15 protein-coding genes are annotated in these 17,312 nt (G+C 68.3%); 7 read left to right on the top strand and 8 right to left on the bottom strand.

Going from position 1 to position 17,312, the window contains the following annotated elements; all coding sequences use genetic code 11:
- Nucleotides 1–50: 50 nt before the first annotated feature.
- Nucleotides 51–689, bottom strand: coding sequence for a SatD family protein (locus ABD882_RS15765; protein ID WP_345188333.1), 639 nt, complete (start codon nt 687–689; stop codon nt 51–53).
- Nucleotides 690–861: 172 nt separating this feature from the next.
- Between ABD882_RS15765 and ABD882_RS15760 the strand changes: the two genes are divergently transcribed.
- On the top strand, nt 862–1,896 hold the full coding sequence (locus tag ABD882_RS15760) for a serine hydrolase domain-containing protein (RefSeq protein WP_345188332.1): 1,035 nt from the start codon (nt 862–864) through the stop codon (nt 1,894–1,896).
- A gap of 73 nt (nt 1,897–1,969) precedes the next feature.
- Complete coding sequence (locus ABD882_RS15755; RefSeq protein ID WP_345188331.1) at nt 1,970–2,311, top strand: hypothetical protein; 342 nt, start codon at nt 1,970–1,972, stop codon at nt 2,309–2,311.
- A gap of 71 nt (nt 2,312–2,382) precedes the next feature.
- Here the strand turns inward: ABD882_RS15755 and argG are convergent, their stop codons facing one another.
- The 4 genes from argG to ABD882_RS15735 all read right to left on the bottom strand — a co-directional run bounded on the left by argG (nt 2,383) and on the right by ABD882_RS15735 (nt 5,276).
- Nucleotides 2,383–3,825, bottom strand: a complete 1,443-nt coding sequence (gene argG, locus ABD882_RS15750; RefSeq protein ID WP_345188330.1) for an argininosuccinate synthase — start codon at nt 3,823–3,825, stop codon at nt 2,383–2,385.
- A 74-nt stretch (nt 3,826–3,899) separates the two neighbouring features.
- A complete protein-coding gene (locus tag ABD882_RS15745; RefSeq protein ID WP_345188329.1) occupies nt 3,900–4,316 on the bottom strand; it encodes a PIN domain-containing protein in 417 nt (138 codons plus the stop codon).
- Nucleotides 4,300–4,530, bottom strand: a complete 231-nt coding sequence (locus tag ABD882_RS15740; protein ID WP_345188328.1) for an AbrB/MazE/SpoVT family DNA-binding domain-containing protein — start codon at nt 4,528–4,530, stop codon at nt 4,300–4,302. The genes ABD882_RS15745 and ABD882_RS15740 overlap by 17 nt, the downstream gene beginning before the upstream one ends.
- Nucleotides 4,531–4,571: 41 nt before the next feature.
- Nucleotides 4,572–5,276 (bottom strand): Pr6Pr family membrane protein, encoded by a 705-nt coding sequence (locus ABD882_RS15735; protein ID WP_345188327.1) that lies wholly within the window; start codon nt 5,274–5,276, stop codon nt 4,572–4,574.
- A gap of 159 nt (nt 5,277–5,435) precedes the next feature.
- Here ABD882_RS15735 and ABD882_RS15730 point away from each other — a divergent pair, with 159 nt between their 5' ends.
- Together ABD882_RS15730 and ABD882_RS15725 are read left to right on the top strand one after the other, a co-directional pair.
- Nucleotides 5,436–6,368 carry an aldo/keto reductase gene (locus tag ABD882_RS15730; protein WP_345188326.1) on the top strand — a complete coding sequence of 311 codons (933 nt, stop codon included), beginning with the start codon at nt 5,436–5,438 and terminating at the stop codon, nt 6,366–6,368.
- Complete coding sequence (locus ABD882_RS15725) at nt 6,365–9,319, top strand: glycoside hydrolase family 2 TIM barrel-domain containing protein (RefSeq protein WP_345188325.1); 2,955 nt, start codon at nt 6,365–6,367, stop codon at nt 9,317–9,319. Before ABD882_RS15730 ends, ABD882_RS15725 begins: the two co-directional genes overlap by 4 nt.
- 7 nt (nt 9,320–9,326) lie before the next feature.
- Here the strand turns inward: ABD882_RS15725 and ABD882_RS15720 are convergent, their stop codons facing one another.
- The 3 genes from ABD882_RS15720 to ABD882_RS15710 are packed head-to-tail and all read right to left on the bottom strand — an operon-like array spanning nt 9,327 to nt 13,879.
- Nucleotides 9,327–10,634 (bottom strand): four-carbon acid sugar kinase family protein, encoded by a 1,308-nt coding sequence (locus ABD882_RS15720; protein WP_345188324.1) that lies wholly within the window; start codon nt 10,632–10,634, stop codon nt 9,327–9,329.
- Nucleotides 10,627–11,886 (bottom strand): RuBisCO large subunit C-terminal-like domain-containing protein, encoded by a 1,260-nt coding sequence (locus tag ABD882_RS15715; RefSeq protein ID WP_345188323.1) that lies wholly within the window; start codon nt 11,884–11,886, stop codon nt 10,627–10,629. The genes ABD882_RS15720 and ABD882_RS15715 overlap by 8 nt, the downstream gene beginning before the upstream one ends.
- 4 nt (nt 11,887–11,890) lie before the next feature.
- The gene (locus tag ABD882_RS15710; protein WP_345188322.1) at nt 11,891–13,879 is read right to left on the bottom strand and encodes a glycoside hydrolase family 127 protein; all 1,989 of its coding nucleotides are present in this window, start codon (nt 13,877–13,879) and stop codon (nt 11,891–11,893) included.
- A 239-nt stretch (nt 13,880–14,118) separates the two neighbouring features.
- On the opposite strand from ABD882_RS15710, the gene ABD882_RS15705 reads away from it, so the two are divergent.
- From ABD882_RS15705 to ABD882_RS15695, 3 genes are all read left to right on the top strand, one after another.
- Complete coding sequence (locus ABD882_RS15705; protein ID WP_345188321.1) at nt 14,119–15,444, top strand: ABC transporter substrate-binding protein; 1,326 nt, start codon at nt 14,119–14,121, stop codon at nt 15,442–15,444.
- Between the two features lie 67 nt (nt 15,445–15,511).
- Nucleotides 15,512–16,393: a carbohydrate ABC transporter permease gene (locus ABD882_RS15700; RefSeq protein ID WP_345188320.1), complete on the top strand. Its 882-nt coding sequence runs from the start codon at nt 15,512–15,514 to the stop codon at nt 16,391–16,393.
- A 1-nt stretch (nt 16,394) separates the two neighbouring features.
- Nucleotides 16,395–17,309, top strand: coding sequence for a carbohydrate ABC transporter permease (locus ABD882_RS15695; protein ID WP_345188319.1), 915 nt, complete (start codon nt 16,395–16,397; stop codon nt 17,307–17,309).
- Nucleotides 17,310–17,312 lie beyond the last annotated feature (3 nt).

Here is a 17,312-nt window from a genome sequence, read left to right as displayed (position 1 = left end):
TGTACGCCTATCTTGCACATGTGTGTGCAAGATAGCTCCTTATGTAGACCCTACGACGTCGGGAGCAGCAGGCGGAACGCCTCGATGACGGCGCCGGCGCCGGACGTGGCGAGCGCCTGGGAGACCGCCGGCTGGGTGATGCCCTCCGCAGCGGCGAGATCCCGCTGGAACACGCCCAGGCAGCGGCCGTACGTGAGCCGGCGGGTCCGTGCGCTCATGTCGGTGATGAGCTGATCGCGCGCGAGCAGGGCGATGTCGGCCTGCCGGGCGAGGAGGTGCGCGGCCTCCGGCTGGGCGTCATGCGCGACCACCCAGGTGCGCGCACCGGGCACCGTGCGCCGCTGCAGCGCGTGCACGCGGTCGATGGCCTCCCGTGCCGCCCACCATCCCGGCCCCTCGGGGAGCGCGCCCGCCGCGGAGTCGATCTCCTCGACGGGGCCGATGCCCACGCCGAACCGGCAGTCGACGCCCTCGGGCTGCGCGAGGCGCAGCAGCAGCAGGGAGGCGAGGGCGGCGTCGAGCGTCGGATAGACGCCCTGCTGCTCGTCGCCCACCGTCGGTCGCAGCGGCTGTACGGCGAGCGGAGTGTCGGCCTCGACGCGCGCGATGGCGTCGTCGAGCGCGAGCTGTGCGCCGGAGCGGTCGTCCAGGGCGCGAGAGCCGACGATGTCGAGGATCACGGCGATCATGCGAAAAGCTTAACGCTTATCTGCGTCAAAAATATGCGAATCACTGATTTTCTGGTCATATCGACCGTGTTCAGCGGTGACAGAGCGGACGCTCGTAGATTCGCCATATGGCAAGCCGCAGTGAACCGACGGTCGTCCATGGGCCGACGGTCGTCATCGACGGAGCCGGGCGATGACCGCGCTGACCGACGCCCTCGCCGAACTGCTGGCGGAGGGCCTCGAAGACGAGCTGTACACCGCGGGCGCGGCAGGCGTGCGGATCGGCGACGAGCGCGCCCTCGCGGTCGTGGGCCGGCACGGACTCGACGATCCGACCCCGGTGAGCGGCGACAGCCTGTTCGACCTCGCGTCGATGTCGAAGGCCTACGTGGGCGCCGCGATCCTCCGCCTGATCGACGAGGGGCGGATCGATCCGGAGGCGCCGGTGGCGGAGATCCTCCCGGTCGGCGCGGGGGAGGGGCATGACCGGATCACGATGCGGATGCTGCTCACGCACGCCGCCGGATTCCCCGCCGAGCAGCTCTTGTGGAAGGACCGCGCCATCCCCGCCGAGGAGCGCCGACAGCGGGTGCTGTCGACGCCGCTCGAGAGCGCACCGGGGGCCGAGTTCCGCTATTCGTGCGTCGGGTTCATCGCGGCCGGCGCTGTCGCCGAGGCGCTGACCGGGCTCCCGCTTCCCGACCTCGTGCGCACGCTCGTGACCGAACCGCTCGGCCTCGTGCGCACCGGTTACGGCCCGGTCGATCCTGCGCATGCGGTCGCGACCGAGGACGAGTCCTACGTCGGTCGGGGGATGGTCCAGGGTGAGGTGCACGACGAACTGTCCTGGTCGCTCGGCGGTCGGGTCGCCAACGCGGGGATCTTCGCGCCGGTCGGCGAGGCCCTCTCGTTCGCGGAGAGCTACCTCGACGATCGGCTGCTGGGTCCGCGCGGGTGGAGACTCGCCACCTCGCCCGCCCCGGCTCCTGCCCTCCCGGCAGGGTTCGCGCACTCCTACGGACTGCGGATCGCGGATCCGGGGTTCCTCGGCGACGTGCCCGCGATCGGGCACACCGGGTTCACCGGCACGATGTTCTGGGTGCAGCCCGAGCGCCGCGTCGCCGTCACGCTGCTCACCAACCGCGTGCATCCCCGGCGCGACCGGGCCGACATCGGCGCGTTCCGGGTGCGGTTCTCACAGGCGATCGCACGGCTCGCCGCGTCCTGAGCCTTCGCTGACCGTTCCCGGCGCGAGCACGGCTACGCCGCAAGAACTATTCGAGAGGCTGTCGGCGGCTCTCGTGTACTGGGACAGGAAGGCGGCCTTTGAGGTCTTCTCGGAAGAGCACGGCACGGCTGTCTTCTACGACCACCGCGAGGATGTCGGTGGCGAGGATGCGTCTTTCGAGATGTTCGTTGCATCAGGACGTAGCGACAACCCCACGGGGCCAAGGGTGTTTGCCGCGGAGCCTCTGCGGGTCTACACCTGCTATCGGATTGACGTCTCCTTCAAGAACGGTTGGCTCTCCGGCTTCTACCGCGGCAGTGACTCCGACCCGCATCGCCTCGAGTGCCCGAAGGACCTGGTCGGTGCGCTCGGCGACGGGTCGGAGTATCGAGAGCCGTGGATCTTTGACGGATAAGACCTGGATCCACCCCCAGGGACGTTCGAAACCGTTCGGCAGGTACTGCACGACCCGTTAGTAGCGGAACCTCAGTCGGTGCCGGAGTCGAACGCGGCGCCCTCGCTGGCGGCGTCCACGGCGTCGGCGAGCTCCTCGGTAGCCGCCGAGGTCGCCTCGACCGCGCCCGCGATCTCGCCCGCCTCGCCCGCGGTCACGCGGCCGACGAGCTCGCCCGTCGCGCCGCCGACCAGGCCGAGGCTCGCGTACTGCTCGAGGCGGGCGCGCGAGTCGGCGATGTCGAGGTTGCGCATCGTGAGCTGGCCGATCCGGTCGACCGGGCCGAAGGCGGCGTCGCCGACGCGCTCCATCGACAGCTTCTCCGGGCCATAGGACAGGTTGGGGGAGACGGTGTCCAGGATCGTCCAGTCGTCGCCGCGGCGCAGGCGGATCGTCACGGTGCCGGAGATCGTCGATCCGACCCAGCGCTGGATCGACTCGCGCAGCATGAGCGACTGCGGCTCGAGCCAGCGACCCTCGTACATCAGGCGCCCGAGGCGGCGGCCCTGCTCGTGGTACGTCGCGAGGGTGTCCTCGTTCAGGATGCCGTTGACGAGGCGCTCGTAGGCGATGAAGAGGAGCGCCATGCCGGGGGCCTCGTAGATGCCGCGCGACTTCGCCTCGATGATGCGGTTCTCGATCTGGTCGCTCATGCCCAGGCCGTGCCGTCCACCGATGCGGTTCGCCTCGAAGACGAGCTCCACCGGATCCGTGAACTCGACGCCGTTGAGCGCGACGGGGCGGCCGCCGGCGAAGGTCACCGTGACGTCCTCGGTCTCGATCGCGACGGAGGGATCCCAGTACTTCACGCCCATGATCGGGTCGACGGTCTCCAGCGACACGTCGAGGTGCTCGAGGGTCTTCGCCTCGTGCGTGGCGCCCCAGATGTTGGCGTCGGTCGAGTACGCCTTCTCGGCGGAGTCGCGGTAGGGGAAGCCGTGCGCGACGAGCCATTCGCTCATCTCCTGGCGTCCGCCGAGCTCGGTGACGAAGTCGGCGTCGAGCCAGGGCTTGTAGATGCGCAGGCGCGGGTTGGCCAGCAGGCCGTAGCGGTAGAACCGCTCGATGTCGTTGCCCTTGTAGGTGGAGCCGTCGCCCCAGATGTCGACGCCGTCCTCCTTCATCGCGCGCACGAGCAGCGTGCCGGTGACGGCGCGGCCGATCGGCGTCGTGTTGAAGTAGGTCTTTCCGCCGGAGCGGATGTGGAACGCGCCGCAGGCCAGGGCGACGAAGCCCTCCTCGACGAGCGCGGTCTTGCAGTCGATCAGGCGCGAGTCCTCGGCGCCGTACTCCAGTGCACGCCCGGGGATCGAGGCGATGTCGTCCTCGTCGGGCTGGCCCAGGTCGCCCGTGTACGTGTACGGAACCGCACCCTTGTCGCGCATCCACGCGACCGCCACGGAGGTGTCGAGCCCTCCCGAGAAGGCGATGCCGACGCGCTCGCCGACGGGCAGGGACTGGAGGACCTTGGACATGGTATCCAGTCTATCGGCGGGATTCCGCGGGTTTCGACGGATGGTCGGGCGTCGGGGCGTGCGCCCTGCAGCCGTCAGATCAGGCGGACGCCGACGCCGAGGGCGGCATAGGCGGAGGCGGCTCTGCGGTCGCAGGACAGCAGTGTGATGCCTGCGGCTTTGGCGGCGAGGCCGACCAGGCCGTCGTAGACCGCACCGCCGGAGATGCCCGCTTCACTGAACGTGGCCAGCGCGTTCAGGGCGATGTGCGGCGGCAGCGCGACCGAGGCGGGGAACTCGCGGGCTATCACATGCGCCGCGTACGATGCGCTGAACCGGTTGCCTCCTGGCAGGCGAGTCAGAACGGAATAGGTCTCGAACACGGCATGGCCGGAGAGGCCGAGAGTCATCCCCTGCGTGAGCGCAAAGGCCGTTTCGTGTGAAGGGCTCGCGTCTCGCAGGATCGCCAGGGCCGCGCTGGTATCGAGGAGGAGCTCAGCGCTGGTCGGCAAGGCGCAACTCGCGAATGTCGTCTGCGGTGAGCGCGGGCCCACCGGTTATGACGAGTCGTCCGTCCTTCTCGATGACGTTGTCATGGGTCTCGATCTCGATCCGGATCCCATCGCCGTCGATGATCAGATCCACAGGTCCCGGCACCATCCCGAGCCGCTCGCGGATCACAGCAGGGATGACGATCCGTCCCGCCTTGTCCATGGATGCCTTCATGCCATCAAAATACCATTCGAATGGCATGCGTGGTGGGTGGCTTACGCTCCGCGCTTGCGCGACGCCCACACGACCCCGGTGCCGACGGCGAGGATCGCGACGGCGATGCCGACGATGTAGCCGACGACGCCGAGATACCCACCGGGGGCCAGGTGCGGATCGAGGAACGGATACGGGTACCACCAGTGGTTGCCGGTCGCGGGGGCGATGATGAAGTCCGCGCGGATCAGCGTGTAGCCGGCCCACGCGATCGGGAACACGGCCGTGATCCCGACGACGCCCCAGCCCAGGCAGCGCCGGCGCGGAGCGAACAGCACGTCGGCCAGCATCAGCAGCGGCCCCACGACGTGCAGCATCTCGTTCGCCCAGACCACCGTCGTGCCCTGCGGCAGCTCGATGCCGCGCAGCAGGGTGTTGTAAACGATGCCGGTGACGATCATGTACGTCGAGCCGCACGCGAGCAGGATCGCGATCCAGCGCGGTTCCGGCGCGGTGGAGTTCGCGGTGCGCAGGCTCCAGATCGCCACGATGATGAGGATGATGGCGGCCCACAGGTTCGACTCGATCGTGAAGAAGCTGAGGAAGTTCGTCGCGACCGTCGGGACATGGGATCCGTACGGCGTCGGGGACTGCGCGGCGTTGGTCATCGTCACGACGAGCTGGTTGACGACTGCGGTGAGGATCGCGGCGGCGCCGGCGAGACGCACGATGGACCAGACCCTGACCCGGGTCGTCTGCTTCTGCATTCCTCGAAGATAGCGGGGGATCGCGACCGATCGACGGATCACGGTCGGCGGAGGCGCCGAAGGATCGGGTGCTGTCGCCGTGAGAGTCGTTCGTCATTGCCTCCGCGGGCGGCGCGGCCTAGTCTGTGAAGACAGATTCACTACAGAATGGATATGCACGTGGAGCACAGGCACCTCGCGCGATTGATGCTCGGCGCGTCCGGTCTCGGGCGGCGAGCGGAGTCGCCCGGCGATGAGGCCGTGGCACGCGCGACCGCCAGAGCACTTGTCGCGTCAGGACGTCCGATCGACACCTCGAATGCATACGCGTCCGGTCGCTCCGAGCAGCTGCTCGGGCGCGCTCTGCGCGAACTCCCTGCGGCTGAGGCCGCCGACGCCGCGGCGCGCATCGTCACGAAGGTCGACGCCGACCCGCAGACCGGGCGTCTCGATCGGGAACGCGTCCTGCGTTCGGCAGACGAGAGCCTCAGCCGCTTGGGGGTCGACCGGATCCCCCTCCTGCATCTGCATGACCCGTATTCGATCACCTTCGACGAGGCCTGCGCCCGCGGGGGTGCGATCGACGCGCTCGTGGAGCTCCGGGACTCGGGAGTGGCCGGCGCGATCGGCATCGCAGCCGGCCCGGTGCCGCTGGTTGCTCGCTACGCCGACATCGGCGTCTTCGACGCGGTGCTCGTGCACAACCGCTGGACTCTTGTGGATCGCAGCGCGCGGGCCCTCTTCGAACGCGCGTCGCTGCAGGGGATGACGGTCTTCAATGCCGCCCCGTTCGGCGGCGGACTCCTCGCTCGCGGTGCGGCATCGGGATCGACGTACGCCTACCGGCCCGCGACGGAGGAGCTGCGTCGGTGGGTCGCCCGGGTCGAAGCGCTGTCCGCCCGCCACGGCGTGACGCTCGCCGCCGTCGCGCTGCAGTTCTCGCTGCGCGCGCCTTTCATCCACTCGACGATCGTCGGCGCATCCTCCGTGCGGCGGATCACCACCCTCGACGACCTCGCCGACGCCGTCGTCCCCGACGAGCTGTGGAGTGAGCTGGCGGCGATGCCGTCCGCCCCGACGTGGATCGACGACGACCAGGAAGAACGACGATGACCGACTACTGGGAGAGCACCGAGCCTGGCGACGGGCGGCGTGAACCGCGAGCGCAGCGACGCTCCGACGCCCGCACGCAGAGCCTGAACGGGATCTGGCGGTTTCGACTCTCGCCGACCGGCGCGGGAACCGGCGACGCCTTCCTGGGTGAGGAGTTCGACGACACCGGATGGGACGAGATGCCGGTGCCTTCGCATTGGGTGCTCGAACCGTTCACGCCGCTCGCCGGTGGCGCGGCGCGCTCGATGCGCGGAACGCCGGAGGGGCCTCTGTACACGAACACGTCCTATCCCATTCCGCTCGATCCGCCGAACGTCGGGCCGGACAATCCCACGGGCGACTACCGCCTGGTGTTCGATGGTCCGGAAGGCTGGGATGCCGCCGTCCTCCGATTCCAGGGCGTGGATTCGTGCGCGAAGGTATGGCTCAACGGGACGGAGCTCGGCTGGTCGATGGGCAGCCGGCTTCCATTCGAGTTCGATGCGCCGCTGCGGCCGGGGCCGAACGTCCTCTGCGTGCGGGTCCACCGCTGGTCTGCCGGAACGTACCTGGAGGACCAGGACATGTGGTGGCTTCCCGGCATCTTCCGGGACGTCGAACTCCTGGAGCGTCCGGCAGACGGGATCGAGGACTTCTTCGTCCACGCCGATTTCGATGCCGCCACAGGGATCGGGACGCTGCGCGTGGACGCGTGGGGCACGGACGGCGCGATCTGCGCGAGGGTCGAGGTGCCGGAGCTCGGCGTGCACGCGGAGTCCGGCGAGACGGTCACGATGCTGGTCGAGGCCTGGAGTGCCGAATCGCCGAGGCTCTACACGGGCGTGCTGCGCACACCCGGCGAAGCGGTGGAGCTGAGGATCGGGTTCCGCCGTGTCGAGGTGCGCGATGGCGTGCTGCTCGCCAACGGCGCGCCGCTCGTGTTCCGCGGAGTCAATCGTCACGAGCACCATCCCGACACGGGCCGCACGCTCGATCGCGACACGATGCGTCAGGACGTCATGCTCATGAAGCAGGCGAACATCGATGCCGTTCGCACCAGCCATTACCCGCCGCACCCCGAGTTTCTGCGCCTGTGCGATGAATACGGTCTGTGGGTCGTCGAGGAGTGCGATCTCGAGACGCACGGATTCATCTTCGCGGGTTGGGAGGGCAACCCTCCGGCGGAGCCGGCCTGGCGCCCTGCGCTGCTGGATCGGCTGCACCGCACGGTCGAACGCGACAAGAACCATCCCAGCGTCGTGATCTGGTCGATGGCGAATGAGAGCGGGATCGGGGAGACCTTCGGAACGATGCGCGGCTATCTCGCCGAGCGCGACCCCGCGCGACCGGTTCTGTACGAGCGGGATCCGTCGTATCGCGACTCCGACTTCTTCTCACTCATGTACCCGTCGCTCGATGAGCTCGATGCCATCGGGAGACGGGAGGAGCCACGCCCTGACGGGGTGACCGGGGCCGAGGACGAGCGCCGGCGCGGGCTCCCCTTCCTCCTCGTCGAGTACGCGCACGCCATGGGCAACGGCCCCGGTTCGCTGCAGGACTACTGGCGCATCATGACCGCCCACGACCGCATCTGCGGCGGTTTCGTGTGGGAGTGGATCGACCACGGCTTCTCCGCGGTCGATGAAGACGGCCACGCGTACGTCATGCACGGGGACGACGTCATCGGCTACGAGCCCCGTGGCGGGAGGTTCAGCCTGCACGGTCTCGTCTTCAGCGACCGCACGCCGACCCCGGGGCTGGTCGAGCTGGCGCGGGCATATGCGCCGCTCGAGATCACGATCGAGGTCGACGCGCGCGGGCGGGCGACCGCCACCGTACGCAACACTCGGCATGATGCGGACACCTCCGACGTCGTGTTCTCGTGGACGGCCGAGTCGGACGGCGTCACGATGGGGAGCGGATCGCTGGCAGTCCCGATCCTCGACGCCGGCGCGGCGGCCGTCGTCGAGCTCCCGCTCCCCGCGCCCTTGCATGAGGCCGTGGTGACCGTCGAGGCCGCTCTGGCAGCGGATGCGGCCTGGGCTCCGGCCGGCCATGTCATCGCGTGGGGTCAGGGCCTGTCGGAAGGGGAACCGCCGTCGAGGAGCGAGACGGCGCTGCCGCCGGTCAGCGGGGGCGTCCGCGCGGCGGGGCTCGTCTCGGTCGGATCCGCACGGTTCGACGGGGCGACAGGACGGCTCGTGCAGCTGGGAGGGATCGAGCTCGACGGGCCCTGGCTCGATCTGCACCGCGCGCCCACGGAGAACGATCACGGGCAGGGCTCGCTGAACGACATCGCTTCCGTCTGGGCCGCGACGGGCATGGATCGCATGCTCCAGCGCGTCGATGACGTGTCGCACGGCGACGGCTGGCTGCGCACGCGTGGCCGCACGGCGCCGAGCACCCACCCGCACGCCGTGGAGTGGACGATGACCTGGAGGGCGGAGGGGCAGGGCGTCCTGCTCGATGTGGATGCTGACTTCGTCGGACCGTGGCGAGACACGCCCTACCAGCACCGGGACATCTGGGTACCCCGGCTGGGGCTGCTGTTCGCGCTCCCCGGTGGCATGGACCAGGTGCGGTGGTACGGCCGCGGACCGGGTGAGACCTACGTCGACTCGTGCGAGGGCTCACGGACGGGACGATTCGCGTCGAGCATCGATGCCTTGCAGACCCCTTACCCGGTCCCGCAGGAGAACGGCAATCACGTGCAGACGAGATGGCTGGAGATCGAAGGCGCTGGCGCGATGCGGGTGACCGGTCGGCCCGAGTTCGACTTCACCCTCCGCCGCTGGACATCGGTGGACCTCGAGCGCGCGTCCCGTCCGGCTCAGCTCGTCGATTCCGGCACCGTCTGGCTCAACGTCGACCATCGTCAGCAGGGGATCGGATCCGCGTCCGTGGGCCCGGCCCTCCCCGAGCGCTACCGGGTACCGCGTGAGCGGACCCGCTGGTCGGTGCACCTTGCGTGAGCAGACGTCACGTGCCGAGCGTGCGGATCCGCTCGAAGAGATCGTCCGCGCCGACCTGGCCGCCCTTCAGGAGCAGCTCGACCCCGTCCACCTCGAGGCCGGGAGCGATGGCGCGCAGGAGCACGATGTTGCCCCACGGATTGGCGGCGATCTCGAGCGACCTGGCTCCCAGCAGCCCTGCGATGCGGCTGGACGTGTCCCCTCCGCAGACGACGACGCGGCGCACGCCCGCGTCCGTGATCGCGGCGCGGACGAACTCCGCAGCGGCCCGAGCGATGGCCGGTAGCGGGTCGCTCGCCGCGACGACCGCGTCATCGGAGGTGAGCACGACGCTGGTCCCGGCGCGCAGGTGACCGACGACGGATGCGATCGCGTCGCTGTCTGCGGGCAGCGGCAGCTGCTGAACATGCCAGCCCGCGCTCGCGGCGGCCATGGCCTGCCGTCGCGTCTGCGCCGATCGGCTCCCGGAGACCACCAGCACGGGCCCGGGCGTGGTCGTGGTCGTCGGGAGCGGCGCCGCGAATCCCCCGTCTGCCGTGGCGAGCCCGAGGCTGAGCCCACCGGAACCGATCGCGAACACCGGCGGGCGCAGCAGGGCGAGCGCCCCACCGATGAGCGAGACGTGGTGGTCGTCGAGCGCATCCAGCACGACGCCGACCTCGCCGTCCGCCCCGTGCGCGAGGAGCCGATCGGCGAGATCGGCGGGCGACGTGTATTCGGTGAAGGGGATCGCACCGATCGGCAGCTTCGTCTGACGGCCGAGATGGACCGCGAGCTCCGACTCCGTCATGGGGGTCGAGGGGTGCCGCGACATCGTGGGCTGCCGGTCCAGCCGGTACACGTGGCCGTTCTCGGCGGCGAAGTGATGACCGAAGACCGTGTAGCGGCCGAAGTCCGGCTGGGCGAACAGCAGCGGGATCACCGCCGGGGCCACGATCTCTCGGCCGAGTTCGATGACCCGGCCGAGGCTGCCGATGTCCGGCGAGGAGTCCGCAGTCGAGCACGCCTTGAACTGGATGACGGGAGGCCGCAGCGACGTCAGGGCTTCGAGTGCGGGTCGCACCTCCGCCTCCCAGGCATCGGAGCCCAGCGAGCGCGCGATGCCGGCGATGCCGACGACATCGACCTCCGTGGCCGCTTCCGCGAGCACCGTGCGATCCGGGACGCCGACGAACAGTCGGCCACGCCAGCCGCGGCGGGCGAACTGCAGGAGCGCATCGACGCTCCCCGTGAAGTCGTCTCCGTAGAACGCTGCGCGCAGTCCTGAACCGGACGTGACATCCGCCGCGCCCAGTTCCTCGGGGCGTTCAGTCACGGGCCGGTCCGAAGAGCTCCGTCGCCCTGCGCAGCGGCTGCGATGCCGCGAGGGCGTCCTGCACGGAGTCGCCGCGCGCAGCCGATGCCCAGGCGTCCCGCATGCTCTCGACTCCTGCGCGGGCACCGTCCGGATGACCGTGGATGCCGCCCCCGGCGAGCACGAGAAGATCTGTGGTGCCGACGGCGGCGTGCGTCGCGTGGGCGAGCCCGCCCCACTGGCCGGAGGACAGCACCGGCACGGTCGGCGTCAGCCCCAGGAGCGGTTCGCGCACTGCGGCGATCGAGTCGAGCACGGCGGCATCCGTCTCATAGAACTTGTTGCTGATCCCGTTGGTGTGCAGATGATCCGCCCCCGAGAGGCGGGCGAGCTTCTGCCACGCTCGGAAGCTTATCCCGATCTGCTCGGACCGGCCGATCGCGCCGAACATCGCGCGGTGGCCGTGGATGGGTAGGGCGGAGCGTCGGCGCAGGTATTCGAGCCCGGCGAGGCCGATGAGATTGATGCACGCCATGACGCAGGTGCCGCCCGCACGGACGACGAGATCGTGGTTCGCCTCCAGGCGATCGATGTCGTCCGTGATGTTGAACGCGTACATCGGCTTGCGCCCTGTTCGGTCGGCGTGCCGTTCGAGCACCGGCATGACGGCCCGCACCCGTTCGACGAGCGGCGACGCGGGGCTGTTGCCCTGGAGCTCGTCGTCCTTGATGAAGTCGATCCCGGCGTCGCACAGCTCCTGCACGACCTCGGCCAGCTCGTCGGGGGAGAGCCCGATGCTCGGTTTGATGATGGTGCCGATCATCGCACCATCGGGACGGCCCATCAGACGGCGGGTGCCTGCCACGCCGTAAGCGGGTCCCGCATAGCGATCCGAGAACGCCGACGGCAGCTCGAGATCGACGAGCCGGACGGCCGCGAGCTCCTTCAACTCGAACAGGTTGCCGGCGACGGCGGCGAGCAGGTTCGGCAACGACGGTCCGAAATTGTCCAGCGGGAACCTCAGGCGCAGGCGTGCGCGGCGTCGCTCCGCCGGATCCCCGATCGTGCCGGGAAGAGGAGCGAAGGCGCTCGGCTCGAGTTCGTCGACCGATTCCACCTGAGCGGCGAAGCGCGCACGGACGTCGTCGGATTCGCGCGCGACGCGGACGAACGTGCCGGTCGACTGTTCGCCGGCGAGCACCTCTGCGGCGTGCAGGAGCGGCATCGACGTCTCGATGATGTACGTCGCGATCACATGCTGCGGTGTCGTCATCGGTTCACCACACGACCGGGAGCCACACGGACATCTCACCGGCACCGCGGTTGCTCCACGCGAAGTACGGCACGAGCCTGGTCCGCACCGTCTCGAGCGGATCGTCCGCGAGATCCTCGTAGAGCGCGCTGTCGCCGCCGAGGGGCAGCAGGGCGAGCTCCGCCTCGAGGGCGATGACCGGCACCCCCGCGATCTCGGTCTGGACCGGCACGAACTCGGTGCCCCGCCGCACGGCGACGCGCTCGAGCGCGATCCCCTCGGGCAGGTCTGCGCTCTCGAGGCAGTACACGACGGGTCCGCGCTGGACGGCCACGTGCCCGGCGACCTCCTCCGCCAGCCGGTGCCCTCGCAGGATCCGGACAGGCATCGGAACGACGAGCTCGACGGTGTCGCCCTGCTGCCAGGCGCGCTCGATGCGTGCGTACCCCGGGCTGACGGCGGTCGCCGGGGCTCCCGCGACGGAGAGCGTCGAGCCGTCCGCCCAGTCCGGTACGCGCACGTGCAGGGGGATCCCGCCGTCGACGGCCTCGGTCGCCACGAAGCGGATCCGCCCGTCCCACGGATAGTCGCTCTCCTCGCGCAGTGCGAGGACGCGGGTGCCCTCGACGGCGCGGACCGCCCCGCCGCCGTAGAGGTGCAGGTGAAGGCCGTCGGCGGAGACGGATGCGGCGCGTTCGTGGAAGCGCGCGAGGGTGCGCGCGGTGTTCGGCGGGCAGCAGAAGCAGCTCAGGTACGTCTCACGCAGCCGGGCGTCGGAGGGCGGCGGCGCCGGGACGGGGTGCAGCGCGGTGTCTCCTGGACGCCGCAGCGGAAACGGCAGGCCGCGGACCTGGCGCAGCGGGTTCGTGTAGAAGAAGTCGTCACCGGACAGTCCGATCCCGGCCAGCAGGCTGTTGAAGGCGATCTTCTCGATGATGTCGGCGTAACGCGAGTCGGCGGTGAGCGCCAGCATCCGTTCGCTCCACAGGATCATCCCGATGTTCGCGCACGATTCGTTGTGCGCGGTGGTGTTCGGCAGCTGGTACGCCCGGCCATAGGCCTGGTGCACGCGGCTGATGCCCTCCTGCCACGGCGAGCCGTCGGGGGAGGCACCGTCATAGAGGGCGCCGCAGCCGCCGGTGATGTACAGCTTCGTGTCGACGACGTCGCGCCATAGATTCTCCAGGACCGCCTGCAGCTCATCGTCGCCCGTCTCGGCGACCAGATCCGCCAGCCCCGCGTACAGATAGTTGGCGCGCACCGCGTGGCCGGATGCGACGGTCTGCTCGCGCACGGGGAGGCGATCCTGGTTGTCGTCGCCGCCTTCCTCGAAGTCGTCGCGCACCTGCAGGAACCGCTCGGCGAGTCGCAGGTACTGCAGTTCACCTGTTGCACGGTACAACTCGATGACCGCCATGTAGTGAGAGGGGCAGATCGCGCTGCGTGCGAGCTCGAGCGGCCGGTTCCGGGCGAGGTCCTCGAGGAATCCCGCCGCCTTCTTCGCGGCATCCAGCAGCAGCTCGCTCCCGGTCACCTCGTGGTGACGCACGCCGGCGGTGATCAGATGACCGAGGTTGTAGGTCTCGAACGCGAATCGGTCGCCGAGCTCGACCGCGTCCTGTTCGTGGGCCGCCGCGATGATCGTCGGGGTGTGCAGGTACCCATCGGCGCGCTGCACCTTGGTGACCAGCCGGGCGAAGTCGTCGATCGTCGCGCGCAGCTCGTGCGTGGGGTCTGTCTCGAGTTGCGCGATCGCTGCTTCGAGCCACTTGTAGACATCGCCATCCATGAACGGCGGCCCGGCATGCTCGCCCTCCTCCATCCCGGCGGCGACGCGGAAGTTGCGCATACCAGGGCTGATCGCCGGATCGTCGAGCAGGGAGCTCATCCGGGGGATCGTGACGTCGTGCGTGCGGGTGGTCACGCCGCCCCAGAAGCCGGAAACCCAGCGTGCGCCGTCGGCGCCGAGCGGAGCGAGCACGGCGTGCGGTCTCGGCGGGGGATTCGTCGACATGGGATGCGTTCCTCTCTGCCGTGCCGTTCCTTGTGACGCGGCACTTCCCTCGCGGATCCGTGTGCCACAGGGGGGTCTGCACGTTCTCGCGAACCTGCATGATGATGCAGTGTAGCTCGAACGCGGGTCGAAAGTGAATAGAATTTCAATACCAACTATTGACACACCCTCCATCTCGTCCTACTCTCGCCTACATAACCCGTCACCAAACCTGCATTGTCGTCGTCAAGGAGGACGCTATGATCACCCGCCGAACCCGCCGCAGCTTGCTCGCGGTCGGAATCGCGCTTGCCACGGTCGTCCCGCTGGCCGCTTGCTCCTCGGGCACCGGCTCGAGTGGGAGCACCGCCGCGAGTGGCAAGGATCCCGCCAAGTTCACGGTGCTGACCGCGAACGAGAACACCACCATCGCCACGGAGCTGGATGCGCTCGCCGCCGGCGCGTGCAAGGCGGAGAACAAGGCACTGCCTCTCGAGCACCAGACGGTCGCCCAGGCCGATGTCGTGCAGAAGGTCACTCTCCTCGCGAGTCAGGGCGCCCTTCCGTCCCACTTCATCGCGGGCACCGCGATGGTGCGTCCCGCGGGCGACCTCGGTGCCGCCAAGCTCACGCTCGACTACAAGTCCGCATTGACCGATCTCGGTGCCTGGGGCGACGTGCTCCCGGCGGCCTCATCGACCGTGCAGAGCGTCTACGGCCAGATGGTCTCCCTGCCCTACCAGTACAACGTCGAGGGCATCTGGTACAACAAGGAGATCTTCACGAAGCTGGGTCTCACCACGCCGAAGACGTTCGATGATCTGCTCGCCGACGCGAAGACGATCAAGGATGCCGGCTACACGCCGTTCGCGATGGACGGCAAGGATGCGTGGCCCATCACGCGTCTCATCGGCATGTACATCTTCCGCAACGTCGGACCCGACGCTATGCAGGCCGTCAAGGACGGGAAGGCGAAGGTCACCGACGCCGAGTACCTCAAGGCCGCGCAGGAAGTCCAGAAGATGGCTCAGGCCGGCTACTTCGGCGACGGATTCATCTCGAAGGACGGGGCCACCGCGAACAACGACTTCCTGACCGGCAAGGCCGCCATGAAGTACGACGGATCGTGGTTGCTCAGCAACATCAACGACAAGGCGCAGGACACCATCGGTGCGGACAACATCGGACTGGCTCCGTTCCCTGCCGTCGACGGCGGCAAGGGCAGCATCGACCAGTGGGCGGCGAACGCGGGTGCGGCGATGGCGATGAACGCCAAGTCGTACGGCCCCAAGACGGGCGCCTGGCTCAAGTGCATCACGCAGAACTACGGTGCACAGGCGCTGCAGGATGCCGGCGTGATCTCCGGCTTCAAGGTCAACAAGGATGTGACGGGCGTGCCCGCACCGACGAAGATGGTCCAGGAGAAGGTCGCCGGCATCAAGGAGACCGTGCTCTGGTTCGAGGCGCTGATGGATGCCAAGTCCACCGGGCTCGCACAGTCCAACATCTCGTTGCTGACCACCGGTCAGATGACTCCGCAGGACTACATGTCGCAGTTGCAGACGAGCCTCGACGCCAACAAGTAACACGCATCCGAGATCGGTCCGGGTCGCCGCGCGCGGCCCGGACCGACGGATACGGGAGGTTCCAACCATGAAGCGCGTCTTCGGTGATCGCAAGACGATCATCATCCTGCTTGCCCCCACGCTCATCATCTACGTGCTGCTGAAGCTCGTTCCGGTGCTGTGGTCGCTCGGGCTGTCCTTCTTCGAGGGCAACACCCTGCGCGGGTTCGAGTTCGTGGGAATCTCGAACTTCACGAAGTTCTTCACTGATCCCGCGGCGATGCAATCCCTGTGGGTCAGCGTGATCTTCGCCGTGCTGGCCACGGCGGGTCAGATCGTCTTCGGGTACCTCCTCGCACTTCTGTACGTGTTCGTGCTCCGCAAGGGCTCCGCGTTCGTGCGTACGGCGGTCTTCTTCCCCATGGTGCTGCCGACCGTCGCCGTCGCGCTGCTGTTCCGCAGCTTCGTCTCCGTCGGGAGCAATCAGGGGCCGGTGAACGGCGTCATCAACTTCTTCGGCGGGCACAGCATCGAGTTCCTCGCTTCGACGATCGGCACGATGGGCGTCGCGCTCGCCATGACCTACTGGAGCTCGATGGGCTTCTACGCCGTGTTGTTGTACACGGGGCTTCTCGACATCCCGGACGAGATCATCGAATCGGCCCGGCTGGACGGTGCCAACGGGATGAGGCTCGTGCGGCATATCGTGATCCCGCTGTCACTGCCGATCCTGATCTCATCGATCATCTTCAGCTTCAATTCCACCCTGAAGGTGTTCGACAGCCTGCTGGCGCTCAACAACGGCGGGCCCGGCACCTCGACCTCTCCCCTCACGCTGTACATGTATCGCACCGCGTTCGAGTATTCGCAGTACGGATACGGCAGCACGATCGCCCTGGTGCTGACTCTTCTCTGCCTCGTCTTCACACTCGCGGTCTTCCGCTCGTCGACACGGAAGGCGGATGCCTGACATGACCGCCACTCAGACCCTGATCCAGGCCCGCCCTGAGTCGCGCAAGCTCGGTGGGCGCGACCGTCGGCCGGTGGGACAGCGGGCGATCCGCGTCATCCGACGGCTTCCCGTCTGGATCCTCGTCGCCGTCCTGCTCGTCATCGTGCTCTACCCGCAGCTGTGGGTGGTCCTCGGCTCGTTCAAGTCGCAGACCGAGTTCTTGTCGAACCCGACCTGGGCGCTGCCAGAGGGCTGGGACCTCAGCAACTACGTGCAGGCATTCACGCGCGGCAACGTCGCGGTGAACTATCGCAACAGCCTCCTGGTGACGATCCCGTCGGTGGCGCTGATCCTGTTCCTCGGCGTGGCCGCCGGCTACGCGCTCGAGATCATGGTGTGGCGCGGACGCAACGCGACGCTGCTGCTGATCCTCGGGGGGATCATGGTCCCCGGCCAGATGATCCTCGTGCCGTTGTTCACGACGTATTTCCGCATCGGGATCACCGACACGCTGTGGCCCATGATCATCACCTACACCGTCATGGGGATCCCCCTCACGACGTTCCTGATGGCCGCATACTTCCGCACCGTCCCCCGGGAGATCTTCGAGGCGGCGACCGTCGACGGCTGCGGACCGCTGCGCGCGTTCTTCCTGCTCGGACTTCCGCTGATGCGCAACGCGATCCTCACCGTCGCGCTGGTGCAGTTCTTCAGCGTCTGGAACGACCTTCTGATCGCGTTGACGTTCACGACGAGTCCCTCGCTGGCGACGATTCAGGTGGGCCTTCTCAGCCTGAACGACGAATACGGTTCCACGCAGTACGGGCCCCTGTTCGCGGCGATCTCCATCAACATCGTCGTGCTGGGGATCATCTTCGTCTTCCTGAACAAGAAGATCATGGCTGGCCTCGCGGCGGGCTCACTGAAAGGATGAGGT

Origin of the sequence: Microbacterium panaciterrae, from assembly GCF_039541635.1 — a bacterium.
Lineage (GTDB): Bacteria > Actinomycetota > Actinomycetes > Actinomycetales > Microbacteriaceae > Microbacterium > Microbacterium panaciterrae.
The sequence above is the reverse complement of the archived record's forward strand: the minus strand, read 5'-3'. Positions and strand labels throughout refer to the sequence as shown.

Coding starts and splice junctions, on each gene's coding strand:
- ABD882_RS15725 (WP_345188325.1), top strand. CDS start 6,365: ATGACCGACTACTGGGAGAGCACCGAGCCTGGCGACGGGCGGCGTGAA.
- ABD882_RS15760 (WP_345188332.1), top strand. CDS start 862: ATGACCGCGCTGACCGACGCCCTCGCCGAACTGCTGGCGGAGGGCCTC.
- ABD882_RS15705 (WP_345188321.1), top strand. CDS start 14,119: ATGATCACCCGCCGAACCCGCCGCAGCTTGCTCGCGGTCGGAATCGCG.
- ABD882_RS15765 (WP_345188333.1), bottom strand. CDS start 689: ATGATCGCCGTGATCCTCGACATCGTCGGCTCTCGCGCCCTGGACGAC.
- ABD882_RS15715 (WP_345188323.1), bottom strand. CDS start 11,886: ATGACGACACCGCAGCATGTGATCGCGACGTACATCATCGAGACGTCG.
- ABD882_RS15735 (WP_345188327.1), bottom strand. CDS start 5,276: ATGCAGAAGCAGACGACCCGGGTCAGGGTCTGGTCCATCGTGCGTCTC.
- ABD882_RS15695 (WP_345188319.1), top strand. CDS start 16,395: ATGACCGCCACTCAGACCCTGATCCAGGCCCGCCCTGAGTCGCGCAAG.
- argG (WP_345188330.1), bottom strand. CDS start 3,825: ATGTCCAAGGTCCTCCAGTCCCTGCCCGTCGGCGAGCGCGTCGGCATC.
- ABD882_RS15740 (WP_345188328.1), bottom strand. CDS start 4,530: ATGAAGGCATCCATGGACAAGGCGGGACGGATCGTCATCCCTGCTGTG.
- ABD882_RS15710 (WP_345188322.1), bottom strand. CDS start 13,879: ATGTCGACGAATCCCCCGCCGAGACCGCACGCCGTGCTCGCTCCGCTC.
- ABD882_RS15700 (WP_345188320.1), top strand. CDS start 15,512: ATGAAGCGCGTCTTCGGTGATCGCAAGACGATCATCATCCTGCTTGCC.